At 71.7% G+C, this 19,516-nt stretch carries 19 protein-coding genes; 11 read left to right on the plus strand and 8 right to left on the minus strand.

Annotation, left to right across the window (positions count from 1 at the left end; genetic code table 11):
* The first annotated feature begins 16 nt into the window (after window positions 1-16).
* Window positions 17-2,452 carry an HAD-IC family P-type ATPase gene (locus tag IFU40_RS03100; RefSeq protein ID WP_191925333.1) on the plus strand — a complete coding sequence of 812 codons (2,436 nt, stop codon included), beginning with the start codon at window positions 17-19 and terminating at the stop codon, window positions 2,450-2,452.
* Between the two features lie 9 nt (window positions 2,453-2,461).
* On the opposite strand, the gene IFU40_RS03105 is transcribed toward IFU40_RS03100, so the two are convergent.
* The 3 genes from IFU40_RS03105 to IFU40_RS03115 all read right to left on the minus strand — a co-directional run bounded on the left by IFU40_RS03105 (window position 2,462) and on the right by IFU40_RS03115 (window position 4,884).
* Entirely contained in the window at window positions 2,462-2,893 is a 432-nt protein-coding gene (locus IFU40_RS03105) for a hypothetical protein (protein ID WP_070409053.1), read from the minus strand.
* Between the two features lie 68 nt (window positions 2,894-2,961).
* A complete protein-coding gene (locus tag IFU40_RS03110; protein ID WP_191925334.1) occupies window positions 2,962-3,597 on the minus strand; it encodes an iron dependent repressor, metal binding and dimerization domain protein in 636 nt (211 codons plus the stop codon).
* 9 nt (window positions 3,598-3,606) lie between these two features.
* The gene (locus IFU40_RS03115; RefSeq protein ID WP_191925335.1) at window positions 3,607-4,884 is read right to left on the minus strand and encodes an Nramp family divalent metal transporter; all 1,278 of its coding nucleotides are present in this window, start codon (window positions 4,882-4,884) and stop codon (window positions 3,607-3,609) included.
* 77 nt (window positions 4,885-4,961) lie between these two features.
* Here IFU40_RS03115 and IFU40_RS03120 point away from each other — a divergent pair, with 77 nt between their 5' ends.
* Complete coding sequence (locus tag IFU40_RS03120; RefSeq protein ID WP_191925336.1) at window positions 4,962-5,624, plus strand: RNA methyltransferase; 663 nt, start codon at window positions 4,962-4,964, stop codon at window positions 5,622-5,624.
* Window positions 5,625-5,644: 20 nt separating this feature from the next.
* Window positions 5,645-6,085: a RidA family protein gene (locus tag IFU40_RS03125; RefSeq protein WP_191925337.1), complete on the plus strand. Its 441-nt coding sequence runs from the start codon at window positions 5,645-5,647 to the stop codon at window positions 6,083-6,085.
* Between the two features lie 74 nt (window positions 6,086-6,159).
* Here IFU40_RS03125 and IFU40_RS03130 read toward each other — a convergent pair whose 3' ends face one another.
* The gene (locus IFU40_RS03130; RefSeq protein ID WP_191925338.1) at window positions 6,160-7,488 is read right to left on the minus strand and encodes an MATE family efflux transporter; all 1,329 of its coding nucleotides are present in this window, start codon (window positions 7,486-7,488) and stop codon (window positions 6,160-6,162) included.
* Between the two features lie 99 nt (window positions 7,489-7,587).
* On the opposite strand from IFU40_RS03130, the gene IFU40_RS03135 reads away from it, so the two are divergent.
* The 4 genes from IFU40_RS03135 to IFU40_RS03150 all read left to right on the plus strand — a co-directional run bounded on the left by IFU40_RS03135 (window position 7,588) and on the right by IFU40_RS03150 (window position 11,868).
* Window positions 7,588-9,567 carry a M13 family metallopeptidase gene (locus tag IFU40_RS03135; RefSeq protein ID WP_191925339.1) on the plus strand — a complete coding sequence of 660 codons (1,980 nt, stop codon included), beginning with the start codon at window positions 7,588-7,590 and terminating at the stop codon, window positions 9,565-9,567.
* 48 nt (window positions 9,568-9,615) lie between these two features.
* A complete protein-coding gene (locus IFU40_RS03140; RefSeq protein WP_070409946.1) occupies window positions 9,616-10,581 on the plus strand; it encodes a serine hydrolase in 966 nt (321 codons plus the stop codon).
* A 109-nt stretch (window positions 10,582-10,690) separates the two neighbouring features.
* Window positions 10,691-10,963 (plus strand): hypothetical protein, encoded by a 273-nt coding sequence (locus IFU40_RS03145; RefSeq protein ID WP_055832739.1) that lies wholly within the window; start codon window positions 10,691-10,693, stop codon window positions 10,961-10,963.
* 14 nt (window positions 10,964-10,977) lie between these two features.
* Window positions 10,978-11,868, plus strand: coding sequence for an FHA domain-containing protein (locus IFU40_RS03150; protein ID WP_194716729.1), 891 nt, complete (start codon window positions 10,978-10,980; stop codon window positions 11,866-11,868).
* 172 nt (window positions 11,869-12,040) lie between these two features.
* Here IFU40_RS03150 and purU read toward each other — a convergent pair whose 3' ends face one another.
* Window positions 12,041-12,922 carry a formyltetrahydrofolate deformylase gene (purU, locus tag IFU40_RS03155; RefSeq protein WP_055833210.1) on the minus strand — a complete coding sequence of 294 codons (882 nt, stop codon included), beginning with the start codon at window positions 12,920-12,922 and terminating at the stop codon, window positions 12,041-12,043.
* A 173-nt stretch (window positions 12,923-13,095) separates the two neighbouring features.
* On the opposite strand from purU, the gene IFU40_RS03160 reads away from it, so the two are divergent.
* Window positions 13,096-14,424, plus strand: coding sequence for an MFS transporter (locus IFU40_RS03160; RefSeq protein ID WP_070409059.1), 1,329 nt, complete (start codon window positions 13,096-13,098; stop codon window positions 14,422-14,424).
* Between the two features lie 40 nt (window positions 14,425-14,464).
* Here the strand turns inward: IFU40_RS03160 and IFU40_RS03165 are convergent, their stop codons facing one another.
* Complete coding sequence (locus IFU40_RS03165) at window positions 14,465-14,869, minus strand: MFS transporter permease (RefSeq protein ID WP_191925340.1); 405 nt, start codon at window positions 14,867-14,869, stop codon at window positions 14,465-14,467.
* 174 nt (window positions 14,870-15,043) lie between these two features.
* On the opposite strand from IFU40_RS03165, the gene IFU40_RS03170 reads away from it, so the two are divergent.
* Window positions 15,044-15,730 carry a GNAT family N-acetyltransferase gene (locus IFU40_RS03170; RefSeq protein ID WP_191925341.1) on the plus strand — a complete coding sequence of 229 codons (687 nt, stop codon included), beginning with the start codon at window positions 15,044-15,046 and terminating at the stop codon, window positions 15,728-15,730.
* A gap of 45 nt (window positions 15,731-15,775) precedes the next feature.
* On the opposite strand, the gene IFU40_RS03175 is transcribed toward IFU40_RS03170, so the two are convergent.
* Window positions 15,776-15,985 carry a hypothetical protein gene (locus IFU40_RS03175; RefSeq protein ID WP_055832745.1) on the minus strand — a complete coding sequence of 70 codons (210 nt, stop codon included), beginning with the start codon at window positions 15,983-15,985 and terminating at the stop codon, window positions 15,776-15,778.
* Between the two features lie 5 nt (window positions 15,986-15,990).
* Window positions 15,991-16,800 carry an SDR family oxidoreductase gene (locus IFU40_RS03180; protein ID WP_191925342.1) on the minus strand — a complete coding sequence of 270 codons (810 nt, stop codon included), beginning with the start codon at window positions 16,798-16,800 and terminating at the stop codon, window positions 15,991-15,993.
* Between the two features lie 93 nt (window positions 16,801-16,893).
* Here IFU40_RS03180 and menC point away from each other — a divergent pair, with 93 nt between their 5' ends.
* The gene (gene menC / locus IFU40_RS03185) at window positions 16,894-18,027 is read left to right on the plus strand and encodes an o-succinylbenzoate synthase (RefSeq protein WP_191925343.1); all 1,134 of its coding nucleotides are present in this window, start codon (window positions 16,894-16,896) and stop codon (window positions 18,025-18,027) included.
* Between the two features lie 77 nt (window positions 18,028-18,104).
* Window positions 18,105-19,490, plus strand: a 1,386-nt coding sequence (locus tag IFU40_RS03190; RefSeq protein ID WP_191925555.1) for a glycine--tRNA ligase, incomplete at its 3' end; no start/stop codon positions are given.
* Window positions 19,491-19,516: the final 26 nt, after the last annotated feature.

Raw genomic sequence — 19,516 nt, forward strand, 5'->3', positions numbered from 1 at the left:
GCCCTACAGTGATCGCATGGACCAGGCGATCGCCGACAGCATCGAGTTCGACGACGCCCGTGGCTTGAGCGCGGCCGAGGTGGGCGAACGGGTCGCCTCGGGGCAGACCAACGCGTTCACCGCCGACAGCAGCCGCAGCGCGTGGAACATCGTGCGGTCGAACGTCTTCACGCTCTTCAACGGGATCGTCGGCGCGTGCTTCCTCGTTCTGCTGCTGCTCGGCCGGTGGCAGGATGCCCTGTTCGGCGTGGCCGCGTTGTCGAACGCCGTGATCGGATGCGTGCAGGAGTTCCGCGCGAAGGCGGCGCTCGACCGGCTCGCGCTGCTCAACGCACCGCGCGCCCGGGTGCGCCGCGACGGGGTCGACGTCGAGATCGCCCCGTCCGAGGTCGTGCGCGACGATCTGCTGGTGCTGCGCGCCGGCGACCAGGTGTCGGCCGACGCCGTCGTCGTCGACTCGGGGGCGCTGCAGATCGACGAGTCGATGCTGACCGGCGAATCGGATGCCGTCGACAAGAGGCCCGGTGACGAGGCGCTGTCGGGATCGATCGTCGTGGCGGGCGAGGGCACGGCCCGCGTCGTGCGCGTGGGCGCCGAGTCGTACGCGAACGCCTTCGCCACCGAGGCGAAACGCTTCCAGCTCGTCTCGAGCGAACTGCGCACCTCGATCGACCGCGTGCTGCGGTGGGTCGGCTGGGGCGTCGGTCCCATCGGACTGCTGGTGCTGAACGCCCAGATGATGGTCGCCGGCGGGTGGGTGCAGGCGTGGCAGCAGGGCACCTGGTCGCAGGCCGTCGTGAACACGATCGCCTCGCTCACCGCGATGATCCCGCTGGGGCTCGTGCTGATGACCTCGATCGCGTTCGCCGTCGGGGCGGCCCGGTTGGCGGGGCAGAAGGTGCTCGTCAACGAGCTGCCGGCGGTCGAGGGCCTCGCGCGCGTCGATGTCATCTGCCTCGACAAGACGGGCACGCTCACCGCGGGCGAGATCCGGTTCGACGCCGCGCTGCCGCTGGCCGAACGGGCGGGGTGGCAGCAGACCCTGGGGTGGTACGGCGCGGCGCCCGACGCCAACGCCACGGCGCAGTGCCTGCGCGAGCCGTTCCCGGTCGAGGCCCCGCTCGACGCCTCCCGGCGCATCCCGTTCTCGTCGGCACGCAAATGGAGCGCGGTGTCGTTCGCCGCGGGCCCGTCCGGCACCTGGGTGCTCGGTGCGCCCGAGATGGTCTTCGGCGACGTCGCGGGCGACGCCGGCACCGAGCTGGGCGCGGCCGTGACCCGCTTGGCGTCGTCGGGGCGCCGCACGCTCGTTCTCGCCCACACCGACGCACCGCTCGACGACGCCGATGTCGAAGCCGAACGTTTTCCCGCCGCGCCCGTGGCCGTCGCCGTGCTCACCTTCGTCGAGGCGGTGCGCCCCGACGCCGCCGAGGCGCTGGCCTACTTCCGCGACCAGGGCGTGGGCGTGCGCGTGATCTCGGGCGACAATCCCCGCACCGTGGCCGCGATCGCGCGCGAGGTGGGGCTCGAGGTCGACGAGGGCTACGACGCCCGGCGCCTCCCCGACGACGACGTCGAGCTCGGCGAGATCCTCGAACAGCACACGGTGTTCGGCCGGGTCACCCCCGACCAGAAGAGGCGCATGGTCACCGCCCTCCAGGCGCGCGGGCACGTCGTGGCCATGACGGGCGACGGGGTCAACGACGCACTCGCGATCAAGACGGCCGACATCGGCATCGCGATGAACTCGGGCGCGGCGGCCACCAAGGCGGTGGCGCGTCTCGTGCTGCTCGACGGTCGGTTCTCGCACCTGCCGTCGGTGGTCGCCGAGGGTCGTCAGGTGATCGCCAACATCGAGCGCGTGTCGATGCTCTTCCTCACCAAGACCGTCTACGCGACGGGTCTCGCCGTGCTGTTCGGGGCGCTGGTGATGGAGTTCCCCTTCCTCCCGCGGCAGTTGTCGATCACCGATGGCCTCACGATCGGCATCCCGGCGTTCTTCCTCGCCCTGCTCCCGAACACACAGCGCTACGTGCCGGGCTTCTTGAAGAGGTCGCTGAGCTTCGCGATCCCGGCCGGGATCGTGATCGCCATCGCGCTCACCGTGTACACGCGGTTCGCGCTGGGCATGGGGCTGAGCGTCGAGCAGCTGCGCACCGGGGCGACGATCATCCTCGCCATCGTCGCGATCTGGGTGCTGACGGTGCTCTCGCGGCCGGTCACGCGGGTGAAGGTGCTCGTCATCGGGGCCATGTTCATCGCCCTCACGGCGATCTTCACGGTGCCGGCGCTGGGCGACTTCTTCCAGCTGCGCGACCCGGGCGAAGACGGAGCGGTGCTGATCACGATGATCGTCGTGGTCGCGATCGCCGCGATCGAGGCGGTGCGCTTCGCCCATCGCCGGTTCGTGCGGCGTCTGCTGCGGGCCGATGCCGAGGGGTCTCGACGCTGACGCGACGGGTCAGATCACCGGCGTCGAGGCCGCAGACTCGGCGCCCGTGCGCGCGAAGTAGCGTCGGGCGTGCGGGGGGATCCACATCGCCGCGATGACCGTGAGCGCCGCGATCAGCGCCACGATGATCGTCGGGTCGAGCTCGGTCAACGCCAGCGCCGCGGCCTGCAGGACGACCAGGACCGTCAGGTAGGTGGTGAGCAGGGTGCGGGCGAGGCGACTGCCGCGCGCGAGCGCCGAGCCGCCGGCGACGGTGAGCAGGCCCAGCAGGATGGTCGCGGCACCCACGAGCGAGACGGGGAGCACGAGGTCGTCGGTCACCTCGTAGCGGGTGAGCAGCACGAGGATGCCGAGCGCGGTGTTGAGCAGCCCGCCCAGGTAGACCAGCACGATCGCGACCGTGACGGCGACGGGGCGGCGCACCGTGGCGGGAGTGGTCATGGGGGCCTCACGATCGACGGCGGGGCAGGGTGCCGGTGGGGTCAGCGTAGCGACAGCGGGGGCGATCCTCAGCGCGTCAGCCAGACCGAGGTGCCCGCGCCGTCGGGAAGCGTCACGTCGACGCCGTCCGCGCGCACCACGGCGTCGGAGACGACCTCGATCTCGTGCCCCACGTCGATGCCGCGCTCCACCAGCGCCCGCAGCAGCTCGGGGTCACGGTCGCTCACCCGCAGCACGCGCCCGGTGTGGCCCGTCGACGCCTGGGCGAGCAGCACGAAGGCTTCGCGGTGCACCGTGCCGTCGGCATCCGGGATCGCATCGCCGTGCGGGTCGAAGCGCGGTCGCCCGAGCCGGGCGTCGATGCCCTCCAGCAGTCGGTCGCTGAGCGCGTGCTCGAGCACCTCGGCCTCGTCGTGCACTTCGTCCCAGGCGTAGTCGAACTCGCGCACGAGCCAGGTCTCGATCAGGCGGTGGCGCCGGATCACCCCGGCGGCGCGGCGGCCGCCCGCCGCGGTGAGCGACACGGGACCGTACGGCCGGTGCGTCACCAGGCCCTGGGCGGCGAGCTTCTTCACCATCTCGGTCACGCTCGACGGAGCGAGGCCCAGCACGGCGGCGAGCTGCGAGGGCGTGATCGGGGAGTCCTGCCACTCGGTGTGGTGGTAGATCGCCTTGAGATAGTCGTCGGACACGGGCGATTCCACGTCGTCAGCCTATCCGCCGGCGAAGACCAGCCACAGGAGCACGGCGTTCAAAGTGACCAGGAACACCGATGCCAGCACCCCGCCGGCGGTGGTGAGCGGCCGGTTGCGGTGCGCGCCGAGCAGATCGCGCCGCGCGGTGAGGGCGACGAGGGGAATGAGCGCGAACGGGATGCCGAACGACAGCACGACCTGGCTGAGCACCAGGGCGAGCGTGGGGTCGACGCCGAGGGCCAGGATGACCAGTGCGGGGATGAGGGTGACGAGCCGCCGCACCAGCAGGGGGACGCGCACGCGCAGCAGGCCGTGCATGATCTCGGCGCCGGCGTACGCACCGACCGAGGTCGAGGCGAGCCCGCTCGCGAGCAGCCCGACGGCGAACATGGTCGCCACGACCGGGCCGAGTCCGTCGCGGAGAGCCGCGTAGGCGCCCTCGAGGCTGTCGGTGCCGTCGACGCCGGCGAGGTTCGCCGCGGCCAGCAGCAGGATCGCGAGGTTGACGGTTCCGGCGACCACGAGGGCGATGGTGACGTCCCAGCGGGTGGCGCGCAGCAGTCGGAGCGTCGAGATGCCGCGGGCCTGCTCGAGGTCGGCTGCCGCCGTCGGCGACCCGGGGGCGAAGCGGTCGCGGCTGAGCGCCGAGTGCGCGTAGATGGCGTGCGGCATGATCGTCGCGCCCAGGATCGACGCGGCCAGCAGCACCGAGTTCGTCCCCTCGAAACGCGGAACGAGCCCCTCGACCACGCCGGCGGGGTCGGGCGGCGCGAAGAACAGGCCGAAGGTGAATCCCGCCGCGATGATGAGCAGGAGCCCGATCAGCACGGTCTCGAACGCCCGCGCACCCCGCCGGGACTGCACGACGAGCAGCAGCATCGACACGAGACCGGTGATCGCGCCGCCCCACACGAGCGGGATGCCGAACAGCAGGTTCAGGGCCACGGCGCCGCCGATGACCTCGGCGATGTCGGTGGCCATGGCGACGAGCTCGGCCTGTACCCAGTAGAGGCGTCGGGCCCAGGGCCGCTGGATGCGGCGTCCGAGCACCTGGGGCAGGCTCTCGCCGGTGACGATGCCGAGCTTGGCCGAGAGGTACTGGATGAGCCACGCCATGACGTTGCCCAGCACGACCACCCACACCAGCAGGTAGCCGAAGGTCGCGCCGGCGGTCATGTTGCTGGCGACGTTGCCGGGGTCGAGGTAGGCGACCCCCGCGACCATCGCCGGTCCGAGCAGCCACAGCCCGCGCCCGGGGGCGTGGCGTCGGTCGGCGGCCAGGTCATTTTTCGGCATGCCGAAACCCTATCGATATTTCGGGCGACCGAAAAGCGGGGGAGTGGCCGCGGGTGCGGCCCGGGTAGCCTGAACCGGTGACGGATGCCGCTGACCCCGCGCCCGAGCCCCGGGTCGCGCCAGAACCCGACGGGGGCGCCGCCGTTCCGACCCACGGCGTCGGACCCTGGCCCGGGGAATGGCCCGACAACCCGCGGTACGACCCCGATCTCCTCGCCCACGGCGACACGCGCAACGTCGTCGACGGATACCGCTACTGGTCGATGGAGGCCATCGTCGCCGACCTCGACGCGCAGCGGCATCCCTTCCACGTCGCGATCGAGAACTGGCAGCACGACCTCAACATCGGATCGATCGTGCGCAGCGCCAACGCCTTCCTGGCCGCCGAGGTGCACATCGTCGGCAAGCGCCGGTGGAACCGCCGCGGCGCGATGGTGACCGACCGCTATCAGCACGTGCGTCACCACGAGGACGTCGCGGCGTTCACCGCCTGGGCGCGCGAGGCGGGTCTGCCCGTGATCGCCGTCGACAACGTCGAGGGATCGGTGCCGGTCGACCGGGCCGACCTGCCCGAGCGCTGCGTGCTGCTGTTCGGCCAGGAGGGCCCGGGTCTGTCGCCCGAGGCGATCGAGGCCGCGACCGGCGTGGTCGAGATCACGCAGTACGGGTCGACGCGGTCGATCAACGCCGCGTCGGCGGCCGCCGTGATCATGTACGAATGGTGCCGTCGCTGGGCGTGAGCCCGTGCGAGGGTGGAGGGATGCCGCAAGCCGTCACCCTCATCCGTTCGGCCTCGCTGTCGAGCGTCGCCGAGTACGCCTACGCCGCGACAGCCCCCGCCGAGGCCCGATTGATCTTCCTCGCGGGCTCCTGCCCCCTCGACGCCGACGGCGCGACCGTCGGGGTGGGCGACGTCGCGGCACAGGCCCGGAGCTGCGTCGACAACCTCGTCACCGCGCTCGCCGATGCCGGGGCGCAGCTCACCGACGTCATCTCGACGCGGGTGCTCGTGGCATCCACGCGTCAGACCGACCTGGTCGCGGCGTGGGACGTCGTGCGCGCCGCGTTCGGCGACCACGACGTGCCGAGCACGTTGATCGGGGTCACGGTGCTGGGCTACGACAGCCAGCTGGTCGAGATCGAAGCCGTCGCCGCGGTGCTCGACGAGGTCGCGGCCGAGGGCGTCGACGCCCGCGGCTGAGCCCCGACGCGGGTCGGGTGGATGCCCTCACCGGCTCCGCGGCGAGGTCGGCCCGGGGGATCGAGGGGCGGGCGTCACCCGCCCGCCGTCATCCACCTCTGCCCGCGCACGCGGAGCCCCAGGGTGAGCGCGCGCGCGAGCATGTAGACGCCGAAGAACGACGCGGCCAGCCACGCGAGCCCCGTGGCGCCGCCGCCGGCGAAGAGCGCCACGAGGACCAGCGCGGGCACGTACGGCACCAGGTTGAGCACGCCCGCGAGGGCGAGGTAGCGCGCGTCGCCCGCGCCGATCAGCACCCCGTCGAGCACGAACACGAAAGCGGCGAGCGGCTGCGCCAGGGCGAGCACGAGTAGCGCCGGCTGGATGAGGGCGGCGATCGCGGGATCGCCGGTGAACACGAGCCCCACCACGCCCGACGCGGCGGCCACGATCGCCCCCACGGCGAGGCCGAACCACACACCCCAGGCGCTCGTGCGCCGCAGCACCCGGCCGACGGTCGGGGAGTCACCGGCGCCCAGGGCGCTGCCGATCAGCGCCTGCGCGGCGATCGCGAGCGCGTCGAGGGCGAACGCCGCGGTCGAGAAGATGGTGAACGCGATCTGCCACCCCGCAAGCTCCGCCGAGCCCAGACCGGTCGCGACGGCCACGGTGGCGAGGAACGCCACGCGCAGGCTCACCGTGCGCAGGAACAGCCAGCCGCCCGAACGGGCCGTGCCGCTCAGCCCCGCGCGCTCGGGGAGGATGGACGCCGAATGCCGACGGGCCAATCGCCGCACGACCAGCACGTACGCGCCCACCATTCCCCACTGCGCCACGACCGTTCCGGCGGCGGAGCCGGCGATCCCCCAGCCGAAGCCGTAGATGAAGACGGCGTTGAGCAGCGCGTTGGCGCCGAAGCCGAGGCCGGCGATCCACAGCGGCGTCACGGTGTTCTGCATCCCGCGGAGCAACCCGGTCGCCGCGAACACGACCAGCATGGCGGGCAGGCCCCACATCGAGATCGACAGGTACGTGCGCGCGTTCTCGGCGACGTCGGGGGCGGCGCCGAACACGTCGACGATCGCGGGCGTCGCCAGTACGCCGACCGCCGCGAGCAGCGCGCCGAGACCCACGGCGAGCCACATGCCGTCGATGCCCACCGAGACCGCGCGACCGAACTCGCCCGCGCCGAAGCGGCGTGCCACGGCGGGGGTCGTCGAGTACGCGAGGAACACCATGAGCCCGACGACGGTGTGCAGCACCGCTCCCGCGATACCGAGACCGGCCAGGGGCGCCACGCCCAGGTGCCCGACCATCGCCGCGTCGACGATGAGGAACAGCGGCTCGGCGATGAGCGCGCCCAGCGCCGGGACGGCGAGCCTGAGGATCGCGCGGTTCAGCGTCTCGGGTGGGCGGGTGGTCACGCTCCGAGCCTAGGGCGGGGGTGCGACACCGCCCGGGACCGTGCGGTCAGCGACCGCCGTTCCGAGCCCGCACCGATGTGGGGCACTTATCCTGACTGCATGACCGACAACCTCCGTTCCGGTCTCGCGCTCGAAGAGCTCAGCGACGAGATCCGCCCGCAGGACGACCTGTTCCGCCACGTGAACGGCCGCTGGCTGGAGCGCACCGAGATCCCCGACGACAAGGCCCGCTGGGGCTCGTTCCACCTCATCGCCGAGCAGGCCGAGGCGAACGTGCGCACCATCGTGCAGGAGTCGCAGGATGCCGAGCCCGGCACCGAGGCCCGCAAGATCGGCGATCTCTTCGCGAGCTTCATGGACACCGAGCGCATCGAGCAGCTCGGCCGCGCGCCCATCGAGGCCCGCCTGGAGCGCGTCGACGCCGTGACCGACATCGCCTCGTTGCTGCAGCTCATCGGCGACCTCGAGCGCGACGGCGTCAGCGGTCTGCTGGCGCTGTTCGTCGAGCCCGACCCGGGCGCGCCCACCCGCTACGTCCCGGTGCTGTACCAGAGCGGCATCTCGCTGCCCGACGAGAGCTACTACCGCCTCGAGAACTTCGACGAGACCCGCACGGCGTACCGCGGCCACATCGAGCGCCTGCTCGACCTGGCCGGCGTCGCCGAGGCCGCGGCATCCGCGGACCGCGTCTTCGCCCTCGAGACCGAGATCGCCACGCACCACTGGTCGCGCGAAGACAACCGCGACGCGGTCAAGACGTACAACCTGAAGTCGTGGGACGACACCGTCGCCCTGGCCGGGCTCGACCTCGAGCCGTGGCGTTCCGCCGTCGCGCCGGGGCACGAGAACGCGCTCGCCGAGGTCGTCGTCTATCAGCCGAGCTTCATCGAGTCGCTCGGGGGGCTGCTGGTCGAGGAGCGCCTGGACGACTGGAAGGCGTGGGTGCGGTTCAAGATCGTGCACTCCGCGGCGTCGTTCCTCTCCGACGACTTCGTCGCCGAGAACTTCTCCTTCTACGGCACCCAGCTGACGGGCGTGCCGGTCAACCGCGAGCGCTGGAAGCGCGGGGTGGGTCTCGTCGAGGCCGCCCTGGGCGAGGCGATCGGCAAGGTCTACGTCGAGCGGCATTTCCCGCCGGCGGCGAAGGACGCCATGGACGGCCTGGTCGCCAACCTCATCGAGGCGTACCGTCGGTCGATCCGCGGCCTCGAGTGGATGACCGAAGAGACGCGCGAGCGCGCCCTCGCGAAGCTCGACGCGTTCACGCCGAAGATCGGCTACCCCGTGCGCTGGAAGGACTACGGCGAGCTCGAGGTCGTCGCCGACGACCTGATCGGCAACGTGCGCCGCGCTCACCTGTGGGAGCACGACCGCCAGCTCGCGAAGGTCGGCCAGCCGATCGACCGCGACGAGTGGTACATGACCCCGCAGACCGTGAACGCGTACTACAACCCGCTCATGAACGAGATCGTGTTCCCCGCCGCGATCCTGCAGTACCCGTTCTTCGACGCCGACCGTGACGCCGCGGCCAACTACGGCGGCATCGGTGCGGTGATCGGTCACGAGATCGGACACGGCTTCGACGACCAGGGCAGCCGTTTCGACGGTGACGGGTCGCTGCGCGACTGGTGGACGGATGCCGACCGCGCGGCCTTCGAGGAGCGCACCAAGGCCCTCATCGCCCAGTACGACGCGCTCGTGCCGCAGGGGCTCGCCGATGAGCACCACGTCAACGGCGCGCTCACCATCGGCGAGAACATCGGCGACCTGGGCGGCCTCGGCATCGCGATCGCGGCATACCGCCTGTTCCTCGAGAGCCAGGGCGAGACGGCGGGTGAGGGCCCCGACGTCGACGGGTTCACCGGCATCCAGCGTCTGCTGCTGAGCTGGGCTCAGATCTGGCAGCAGAAGGGGCGCGACGCCGAGACGATCCGTCTGCTCACCATCGACCCGCACTCGCCGAACGAGTTCCGTTGCAATCAGATCGTGCGTAACATCGACGCATTCTACGAGGCGTTCGGCGTCACCGAGGGCGACGCCCTCTGGCTCGACGCCGACCAGCGCGTCACCATTTGGTGAGGTCGCGTTTGTTGCCCTCCTGACCCGGAAGGAGCCACGCTCGTGGGCATGCCCCCGGTTCCCGAGCCCGCCGTGCCCGACCCCGTCGGCGGGCCGGTGGAGTCGTCGTCTCGTCGCGACGCCCCCGCCCTGCGCGGGGCGGGACGCAAGGGGCCCAAGCGCCTCCCGCGTCGCGCCGCGGCCGGTCGTCGGTCGTTCACGGCGACGCTGCGCTCGCTCGACGAGCTGGCGGCGTCGGGGGCCAAGGTCTCGGTGCGCATCGACGATCTCGACGGTGGGGCGGAGGTGCTGTCGGGCGACGACTTCGTGACGCTGCCCGTCGGCGGCCTCGGCGTGGTGCCGCTGCTGATCGAGGTCGCCGCCGCGATCGAGGCGGGGCGCCTCGACCCGCTCGAGATCGTCGACCGCGCGTCGGTGCACGACGCCGCCCAGGGCGGGGTCTGGCAGCACCTCAAGGCCCCGGCGCTGCCCGTGGCCGATCTCGCGGCGTTGGCCGCGTCGTCGGGCGACGCTCTGGCGGTCAACGCCCTCGTGCACCGGGTGGGGCTGCAATCGGTGCGGGCGCGGGTCGAACAGCTGGGCCTGCGGCGCACGGCGCTGCTCGACCGGTTCCGCGACGCCCGCGGACCCGATGACGCCCCCCATCTGGCCCTGTCCACGGCGCGCGAGATGGCGCACGTGTTCGCCGGTCTGGTGAACTCGACCATCGTGTCGCCGGGGGTCAGCGCGCAGGTCGCGGAGTGGCTGAGCCTGAACCACGACCTGTCGCTCGTGGCATCCGCCACCGGCCTCGATCCCTTCGCCCACGAGAACGATCAGCACGGGCTGCTGTTCGTCAACAAGACGGGTCGCGCGGCGGGCGTGCGCGCCGAGGCCGGCGTCTTGGGCGGACCGCGCGCGGGCGTCGCGTTCGCGCTGATCGTCAACTTCGACGACCTCTCGATCGCCCACCGTCTGCGGGCGCACGACGCCTTCCGCGTGCTGGGTGTCGAGCTGATGGAGTACGTGTACTGACGGGCGGTGAAGAATGCTCCCCCACCGGGCTCGCGAACGCAATCCCTTCCCCGGCGCGGAGGGTCGCTGGGACGCTATTGGCCTCCACACGAAAGAAGGGACCGGGGCCATGTCCGACTCCTCCACCACCGACCCGTTCGCCGACAACGCCGGCCCCGAGGGCCACTCCATCACCGACTGGACCGACCTCGGTCGCGAGATGTGGTCGTACCTGACCGGTCGCGGCGCGGCCGTCAACTACTCGTTCGTCGACATGACCGTCGAGGTTCCCCGCGACATCGGCCCCGACGCCCCGCGCGCGACCTGGAAGCTCAACGGCACCCTGCGCGTCACGACGAGCGACGACACCGCGGCCGGGTCCGACCCGCACCGCGGCAGCTGAGGGGCGGCGCCGTCATGGTGCGTCTCGACATCGACCTCGCCTTCTCGGAGCGCGACGAGACGGAGGATGCCGGGTCGCCTCCGTTCGAGGGCACGGTGACCGCCGCGGGCTCCGAGGTGCGCGTCTTCGTGAGCGACCCCTCGCGCCTGCCGGGCCGCGGCCGGCGCACCCTGGGTGAGTTGTCCACCCTGGCCGATGCCCTGGCATCCCGGGGCATCTCGGTGCGCGTGGAGGGGCCGGACGGTCCGATCCTGCACCTCGGCGACGTCAAGCGCAGCGCGCTGCAGCGGGCGGTCACGGGGTCGGCGCACATCCGACTGGGCTCCGTCGCGGCGGTGGCACCGCTGCTGATGAAACGGAACGGTCGGGGGTCGGTCTTCCCGATCCCGCCGGGCACCCCGATGCCGCTGGTTCCCACCGTCAACCGCACGGTACGTCGCCGCATCACCACGACGCACTACACGCCCGGCTCGGGGCGGCCGCGCCTGATCTTCGCGGTCGGCGACGCGACGTGGGACGGCTCGCGGCCGCGCGAGTTCGACCTGCTGCCCGAGAAGACCGTGATCGGTTCGGGCGAAGAGGTCGACCTGCGCCTGCCCGGCCTGGCGCCGGTGCACGCCGAGATCCGCCACGAGGGCGACGACGAGTACGTGCTGTACGGCTTCGACGAGGTCGGGGGCGGCGGGGCGCGCGAGCAGGGTCCCGGCCGCGACCGCGGCGGGCGCATCCTGCGCACCGGTGCGCGCATCGAGCTGGGCGACTGGCGGCTCGCCTACTTCCGCGCCGAGTTCGCCGATCACGGCCGACCGTACGGCGGGCGCGTCGGCGGCGAGCTGGCGCGTCAGCGCAAGCAGCCGCCGCGGGGTGGGAGCGGCCCGCTCAGCCGCGCGAGCGATCCCGACTGAGACGGTGGACGGGCTGGCCGGGCGGGCTGGGCGCCGTCGAAGCGGCATCCGTTCGTCGAGGACGCATCCGTTCGTCGAGGCCGCACGTGAGTGCGCTCGATCGGATGCGGTCTCGACGAACGAATGCGTCCTCGGTCGGGCGTGGCGGTAGCGACGCCGCCTCACGACCGCGTCAGAAGACGATCGTGTGGTTCCCGTCGCGCAGCACGCGGTCTTCGGCGTGCCACAGGACCGCGCGCGAGAGCACCTGGCGTTCGACGTCGGCGCCGCGACGGGCGAGCTCGGCCGCCGAGTCGGCGTGCGTGACGCGCACGGTGTCCTGCTCGATGATCGGGCCCTCGTCGAGGTCGCTCGTGACGTAGTGCGAGGTGGCGCCGATGAGCTTGACCCCGCGCTGCTTGGCCTTCTTGTACGGCTCCGCGCCGATGAAGGCCGGCAGGAACGAGTGGTGGATGTTGATCACCGGCACCCCGATCTTCTCGAGGAAGTCGGGCGAGAGGATCTGCATGTACCGCGCCAGCACGATGAAGTCGACGTTGCCGACGAGCAGCTCGAGGATGCGGGCCTCGGATGCCGACTTGTCGGGCCCGGGCGTCGAGGGGACGTGGAAGAACGGAACGCCGAAAGAGCGCACGTCGTCGGCCGAGGAGGTGTGGTTCGACACCACCATGGGGATGCTCACGGGCAGGTCGCCACGGCGGTGACGCCACAGCAGGTCGAGGAGGCAGTGGTCCTGCTTCGACGACAGGATCGCCATGCGCTTCGGCGTCGAGAGGTCGGTGAGGGTCCACTCGAGCTCGAAGCCGTCGCCGAGCGTCTTCGCGAGGTCGGCCTCGATCTCGGGCAGGGCCGCGGGCAGGTCGGGGCGGTGGAAGACCACGCGCTGGAAGTACGCGCCGCCGCGCAGCTGGTCGGAGTACTGGTCGAAGGCGACGACGTTGCCGCCCTGCCGCGCGATGAGGGCCGAGACGGCGGCGATGATGCCGGGGGTGTCACTGCCGTGCACGATGAGACACGCGTGATCGGGCTGCAGGTGGGGGCTCGCGGAGACCATCGGACCATTCTGCCGTGCGCGGACGGGGTCCCCGACCACGGTTGCGGCGCACAGCGGGGCGCTGTTCGTGCAGCGGGGCGGTCATCGTGCGCCCCGGTGCACCGATCGCGCCCCGGTGCGCCGGGCTGACCGCACCAGCCTCGATGTCGGCGGGCAGGGCTAGCCTGGGAGACGTGAACAACGCCCTGCGCCTCGACCGGCCGGGGTGGCGCACCTGGGTGCTGTGGGGCGTCGGTCTGCTCGCCTACGTCGTCTCGATCGTCAACCGCACGTCGCTCTCGGCCGTGGGCGTCGATGCCGCCACCCGCTTCCACGCCGACGCGTCGGCGCTGTCGATGTTCGCCGTCATCCAACTCTTCGTCTACGGCGCCATGCAGATCCCGGTGGGCCTGCTGCTCGACCGCTTCGGCGCGCGGCCCATGATCGCGATCGGCATGGTCCTCATGGCGCTCGGCCAGCTGGTGATGGCGTTCGCCGATGCGGTGGGGATCGGCATCCTGGCCCGCGTGCTCATCGGGGCGGGCGACGCCGCCATCTTCCCCAGCGTGCTGCGCGTGATCGCGACGTGGTTCCCGGCGCAACGCGCGCCGCTGCTGGTGCAGCTCACCGGCATCATCGGCCAGTTCGGCCAGATCATCGCCGTGGTGCCGCTCGCCGCGCTGCTGCACGCCACGAGCTGGAGCGTCGCCTTCGGCAGCGTCGCGGGACTCGGGGTGCTGTTCGCGGTGCTGACGTACGCGATCATCCGCAACCGTCCGCCCGAGCGTCGCACCGACCCGGTCGACACCTCGGTCGACACGCAGACCGGCGCGATCCGGGTCGTGACCTCGGCGGCCGACCTGCGGCAGGGGTTCCGCGAGTCGTGGGCGCACCCCGGCACCCGCCTCGGCTTCTGGTCGCACTTCGCCACCCCCTTCGCGGGAACGGCGTTCATGCTGCTCTGGGGCTTCCCGTTCCTCACCGCGGGCGAGGGGCTGCCGGCGGCGACGGCGTCGTTGATCATGACGACGCTCGTGCTGTTCGGCATCGTGTGCGGTCCGGTCATCGGCGCGTTGTCGAGTCGGCATCCCACCCGTCGTTCGCGCTGGCTCGTGCTCCCGGTCGTGGCGTTCCAGGCGGTGGTGTGGATCGCCGTGATCGCCTGGCCGGGGCCCGCCCCGGTGTGGCTGCTGATCGTGCTGATGTTCGCGCTGTCGACCGGGGGACCCGCCTCGATGATCGCGTTCGACCACGCGCGCACCTTCACTCCCAGCCACCGGCTCAGCACCGCGACGGGCATCGTCAACGGCGGAGGCTTCCTCGCCGCGCTCCTCGCGATCCTGTTCATCGGCGTCGCGATGGACGTGCAGGGGGCGGGGACCCCGGCGACCTATTCTCTGGATGCCTTCCGCCTGGCGTTCCTCACTCAGGTGCCGCTGTGGCTCGTCGGGGGGATCGCGATCGCCGTCGAGCGCGGGCGCACGATCCGTCACGTGGGCGGGTTCGACAAGCTGCCGCGCTGACGCCTGCGGTGAGGCCGGCAGGGAGGACGGATCGCTCCGGTCAGCCCAGGCCGGTCACCCGCTGCCAGAGGTCGATGAGCAGCGGCACCACGTCGGAGGCCCGGTCGGCCGAACCGACGGCCACCGCGACGAGGGGATACACGGTCGTCGCGAGGGCGGCGAGCACGGCGACGACCGCGAAGGTCCACGCGAGCCAGACGCGGCGGCGCGTGACCGCCACCAGCAGGGCGCCCGCGGCCACGACGACGCCGAGCAGGGTCGCGAGGGCGACACCGCCGGCGGGGAACGGAACGAGGCCCGCCGTGCCGGCCGTGGTTGCGGCGAGGAAGCCGACGAGGGGCAGGTACAGCGCCAGGGCGATGATCACCGTGAGGGCCGCACCCACGCCGGTGGCGATGAACACGCCGCGGGGCCGGCGACGGGCACCCGAGGTCACGCGCCTCACGGGTGCACCTCGAGCGACGTGACGCGGGAGTCGATGATCGTGGATGCCATGTCGATGTCCTCTCGTGAAGGTGACGGTGTCGTCACGGAGGAGACGTTCCGGGCGGCGGAATCGTCACGCTCCGACGGGGTTTCCCCGACATGCGCCCGGCGGACCCGGTGCGAGACTCGGAGCATGAGCGCGATCGACATCCGCACGCTGGGCGACATCGACGGCATCCACCGGGCCGCGGGGGTACTCGACGAGGTGTGGGGCGAGCGCGGAACGATGCCGGCGAACATCCTGCGCGCCCTCGAGCACGCGGGCAACTACGTCGTGGGCCTGTTCGACGGCGATCGCATGGTCGGCGCGTCGGCGGCGTTCTTCGCACCGCCCGCCGAACGCTCGATGCACTCGCACATCACCGGCATCGTGCCCGGGTACCAGGGCCGCGGCCTCGGTCGCCAGCTGAAGGAGCACCAACGGGCCTGGGCGCTGGAGCGCGGGGTCGGGCACATCACCTGGACCTTCGACCCGCTCGTCGCGCGCAACGCCCACTTCAACCTGGCCGTGCTCGGCGCCCGCGTCACCGACTACCTCGTCAACCAGTACGGCGAGATGGACGACGCCGTGAACCGCGGCGACGAGTCCGACCGCCTCATGGTCGCGTGGGCGCTCGCCGAGCCGCCTGCACCGCCCCCCGCGGATGCCGAGATCCTCGCCGCCGTGGCCGTGCCCGACGACGTCGCGGCGCTCCGCCGCAGCGACCCGGTGGCCGCCGCCGGGTGGCGCGTACGCGTGCGCGACGAGCTGCGGGAGCACCGGGCATCCGGTCGCCGCGTCGGCGGTTTCGATCGACGCGGATACCTCATCGTGCGGTGACGCCTCGCGTCGCCCGCTCCCTGGGGGCGGGCGACGCAGCAGGGATCACTGCTCGGTGATCGGGGTGTCCTTCTCGGCTGCCGGGTCGCCCTGGCCGGGGCCCGGGCGCACAGCCGCGTCGTCGCGCACGTCGATGCGCGTGACCCCGTCGTGCTCGGTGACGTCGAAACGCGGGGCGGCGTCTTCTTCGGTCGCCTTCGGTGCGCTCGTCAACTGGTCGTGACGGTTCTCTTCGAAGCTCTTCTCGTCGCTCATCGCGCTCACTCCTCGCCCGCCGAACGCCAGGCGTCCGACTCCATGTGGGAGCCCGCCTGCGGGCCCATCTGCAGCATTCCGCCGTCGACGACCCAGCTGGCGCCCGAGACGTACGATCCCGAGGGCGAGGCCAGGAAGCGGATCACGTCGGCCACCTCGCTCGGCTTGCCGGGGCGGCCGAGGGGGATGCCGGGGCGATGCGTGCGCTCCGCGTCGTCGGCCGACATGTCGTTGATGGGCGTCGCGATCTCGCCCGGGGCGACGGCGTTCGCGGTGATGCCGTACTGGCCGAGTTCGAGCGCCATCGTCTTGATCAGGCCGCCGAGACCGTGCTTGGCGGCGACGTAGGGTGCGGAGCCCACGCGGGGCTGGTGCTCGTGCACGCTCGACACCGCGATGAGGCGACCGCCGTTGCCGGCCTGCACCATGCGGCGGGCCGCGGTGTGCAGGGCGAGGAACGCTCCGTCGAGGTTGAGGGCGATATCGGTGCGCCAGGTCTTCAGGTCGAGGTCGAGGAACGTGCCCCCGATGCCGCCGCCCGCGTTGTTGACGAAGACGTCGAGTCCGCCGAGCTCATCGGCCATGGCGTTCACGGCCCCGGGGACGGAGTCGAAGTCGGTGGCGTCGAACTGCGCGACGATCGCGCGGGCGCCGCGGCCGCGGACGGCCTCGGCGGTCTCTTCGGCGCCGTCCTTGTCGGAGTGGTAGGTGATCGCGACGTCGATGCCGGCGTCGGCCAGGGCGAGGGCGGTGGCGGCACCGATGCCCGAGTCGGAGCCGGTGACGATCGCGTGGCGCGGGGTGAAGTCGCTCATGCGACCGACGCTACGCGTGCGCCCCGGCGCAGTCGGCGGCCTTGCCAGCGTCGGACGCGGGCGTTACGGTCCCGGCCCGGCTACCCTGCCGTCATGCCGCTCACCCGCGCCGCCGCCCCCGTGACCCTGGATGCCATCGAGCTGCGCGTGCTGCAGATCCCGCTCGTCTCGCCCTTCACGACGTCGTTCGGCACCGAGACCGTGCGCGAGGTGATCGTCGTCGCGGCGGAGACCCCCGACGGGCGGGGGTGGGGCGAGGTGGTGACCATGGCTGCGCCGCTGTACTCCAGCGAGTACACCGCGAGCGCGTGGGACGTGCTGGCGAGGTACCTGGCGCCGGCGTTGCTGGAGCGCCGCGCCTTCGCGCCCGAAGAGGTCCCCGGAATCCTGCGTCCGTTCGTCGGGCACCGCATGGCCAAGGCGGGGCTCGAGCTCGCGGTGATCGACGCCGCCCTGCGCGCCGAGGGGCGCAGCTTCGGGCAGTACCTCGGCGCCGAGAAGACCCGGGTGCCCTCGGGCGTCTCGGTCGGCATCCAGCGCGACCCCGCGGCGCTCGTCGACGTCGTCGGCGGGTACCTCGACGAGGGCTACGTGCGCATCAAGATCAAGATCAAACCGGGGCGCGACCTCGCCGACACGGCCGCCGTGCGCGAGGCCTTCGGATCCATCCCGCTGCAGGTCGACGCGAACTCGGCCTACACGCTGCAGGATGCCGACACCCTCGCCGAACTGGACCGCTTCGACCTGCTGCTCATCGAGCAACCGCTGCAGGAAGACGACCTCGTCGACCACGCGACGCTCGCCGCGCGGTTGCGGACCCCCGTCTGCCTCGACGAGTCGATCGTGTCGGCGAAGGCGGCGGCCGACGCCCTGGCGCTGGGCTCGGGGTCGATCATCAACGTCAAGGCGGGTCGGATCGGCGGGTACCTGGAGGCCGTCGCGGTGCACGACCTGTGTCGCGACGCCGGCATCGCCGTCTGGTGCGGCGGCATGCTCGAGACGGGCATCGGCCGTGCCGCCAACGCCGCCCTCGCGGCCCTGCCGGGCTTCACGCTGCCCGGCGACATCTCGGCATCCGCCCGCTTCTACGAGCGCGACATCGTCACCGAACCCGCCGTGCTCGACGACGGACACGTGCGCGTGCCGACCGGTCCGGGCCTCGGCGTCGAGATCGACGCGGCGGCGCTCGAGGGCTTCACCGTGCGCCGCGAGAGGCTCACACGGTGAGCAGGGCCGGCGCTCGATAAACTGGAGCCGCGCACTCGCGCCGCATCCCCACAGCTTTCCCGACCATTGGAGCCACCGTGGCCGAACAGTCCCGCCTCGACAAGGTCATCGCCCTCGCCCGCCACCGCGGGTTCGTCTTCCAGGCCGGTGAGATCTACGGCGGTTCCCGCTCCGCGTGGGACTACGGCCCCCTCGGCACCGAGCTCAAAGAGAACATCCGCCGGCAGTGGTGGCAGACGTTCGTGCGCGGGCGCGGCGACATGGTCGGGCTCGACTCGAGCATCATCCTGCCCAAGCGCGTCTGGGAGGCCTCGGGGCACGTCGCCACCTTCACCGACCCGCTGGTCGAGTGCCTCAGCTGCCACAAGCGCTTCCGCGCCGACACGCTCATCGAGGACTTCGAGGCGCGCAAGGGCCGCCCGGCCGAGAACGGTCTGGCCGACGTGCCCTGCCCCAACTGCGGCAACAAGGGGCAGTACACCGAACCCAAGTCGTTCTCGGGCCTGGTGAAGACCTACCTCGGGGTCGTCGACGACGAGTCGGGCCTGTACTTCCTGCGTCCCGAGACCGCCCAGGGCATCTTCGTGAACTTCTCGAACGTGCTCACGGCATCCCGTCGCAAGCCCCCGTTCGGCGTCGGCCAGGTCGGCAAGGCGTTCCGCAACGAGATCACCCCCGGAAACTTCATCTTCCGCACGCGCGAGTTCGAGCAGATGGAGATCGAGTACTTCACGCCGCCCGCCGAGGCGAACGAGTGGTTCGAGCACTGGGTCGAGGCGTGCTGGAACTGGTTCCTCGACCTGGGCATCGACGCCGAGAACATGAAGCGTTTCGACGTCCCCGAGGACGACCGCGCGCACTACTCCGCCGGCACGATCGACGTCGAGTACCGCTTCGGCTTCCCGGGCAAGGAGTGGGGCGAGCTCATGGGCGTCGCCAACCGCACCGACTACGACCTCAAGAGCCACTCCGAGGCGTCGGGCCAGTCGCTCACCTTCTTCGACCAGGCCTCGGGTGAGAAGTACACGCCGTACGTGATCGAGCCCTCGTTCGGTCTGACGCGCGCCATGATGGCGTTCCTCGTCGACGCCTACCGCGAAGAAGAGGTGCCCAACGCCAAGGGCGGCACCGACACCCGCACGGTGCTCAAGCTCGACCCGCGCCTCGCGCCCGTCAAGGTCGCCGTGCTGCCGCTGTCGCGCAACGAGCGCCTGTCGCCGCTGGCGCGCGAGGTCGCCGATACGCTGCGTGCGGCCGGGTGGAACATCGACTTCGACGACGCCGGCGCCATCGGCCGCCGCTACCGCCGTCAGGACGAGATCGGCACCCCGTTCTGCGTCACGGTCGACTTCGACTCGCTCGACGACAACGCCGTGACCGTGCGCGACCGCGACACGATGGGCCAGGAGCGCATCGGCCTCGACGCCCTGCAGGGCTACCTGGCCGAGCGCCTGCGCGGAGCCNCCCCGTGACAGGGGCGCGACAGAGC

The organism is Microbacterium sp. CFBP 13617, from assembly GCF_014839445.1.
Classification (GTDB): domain Bacteria; phylum Actinomycetota; class Actinomycetes; order Actinomycetales; family Microbacteriaceae; genus Microbacterium.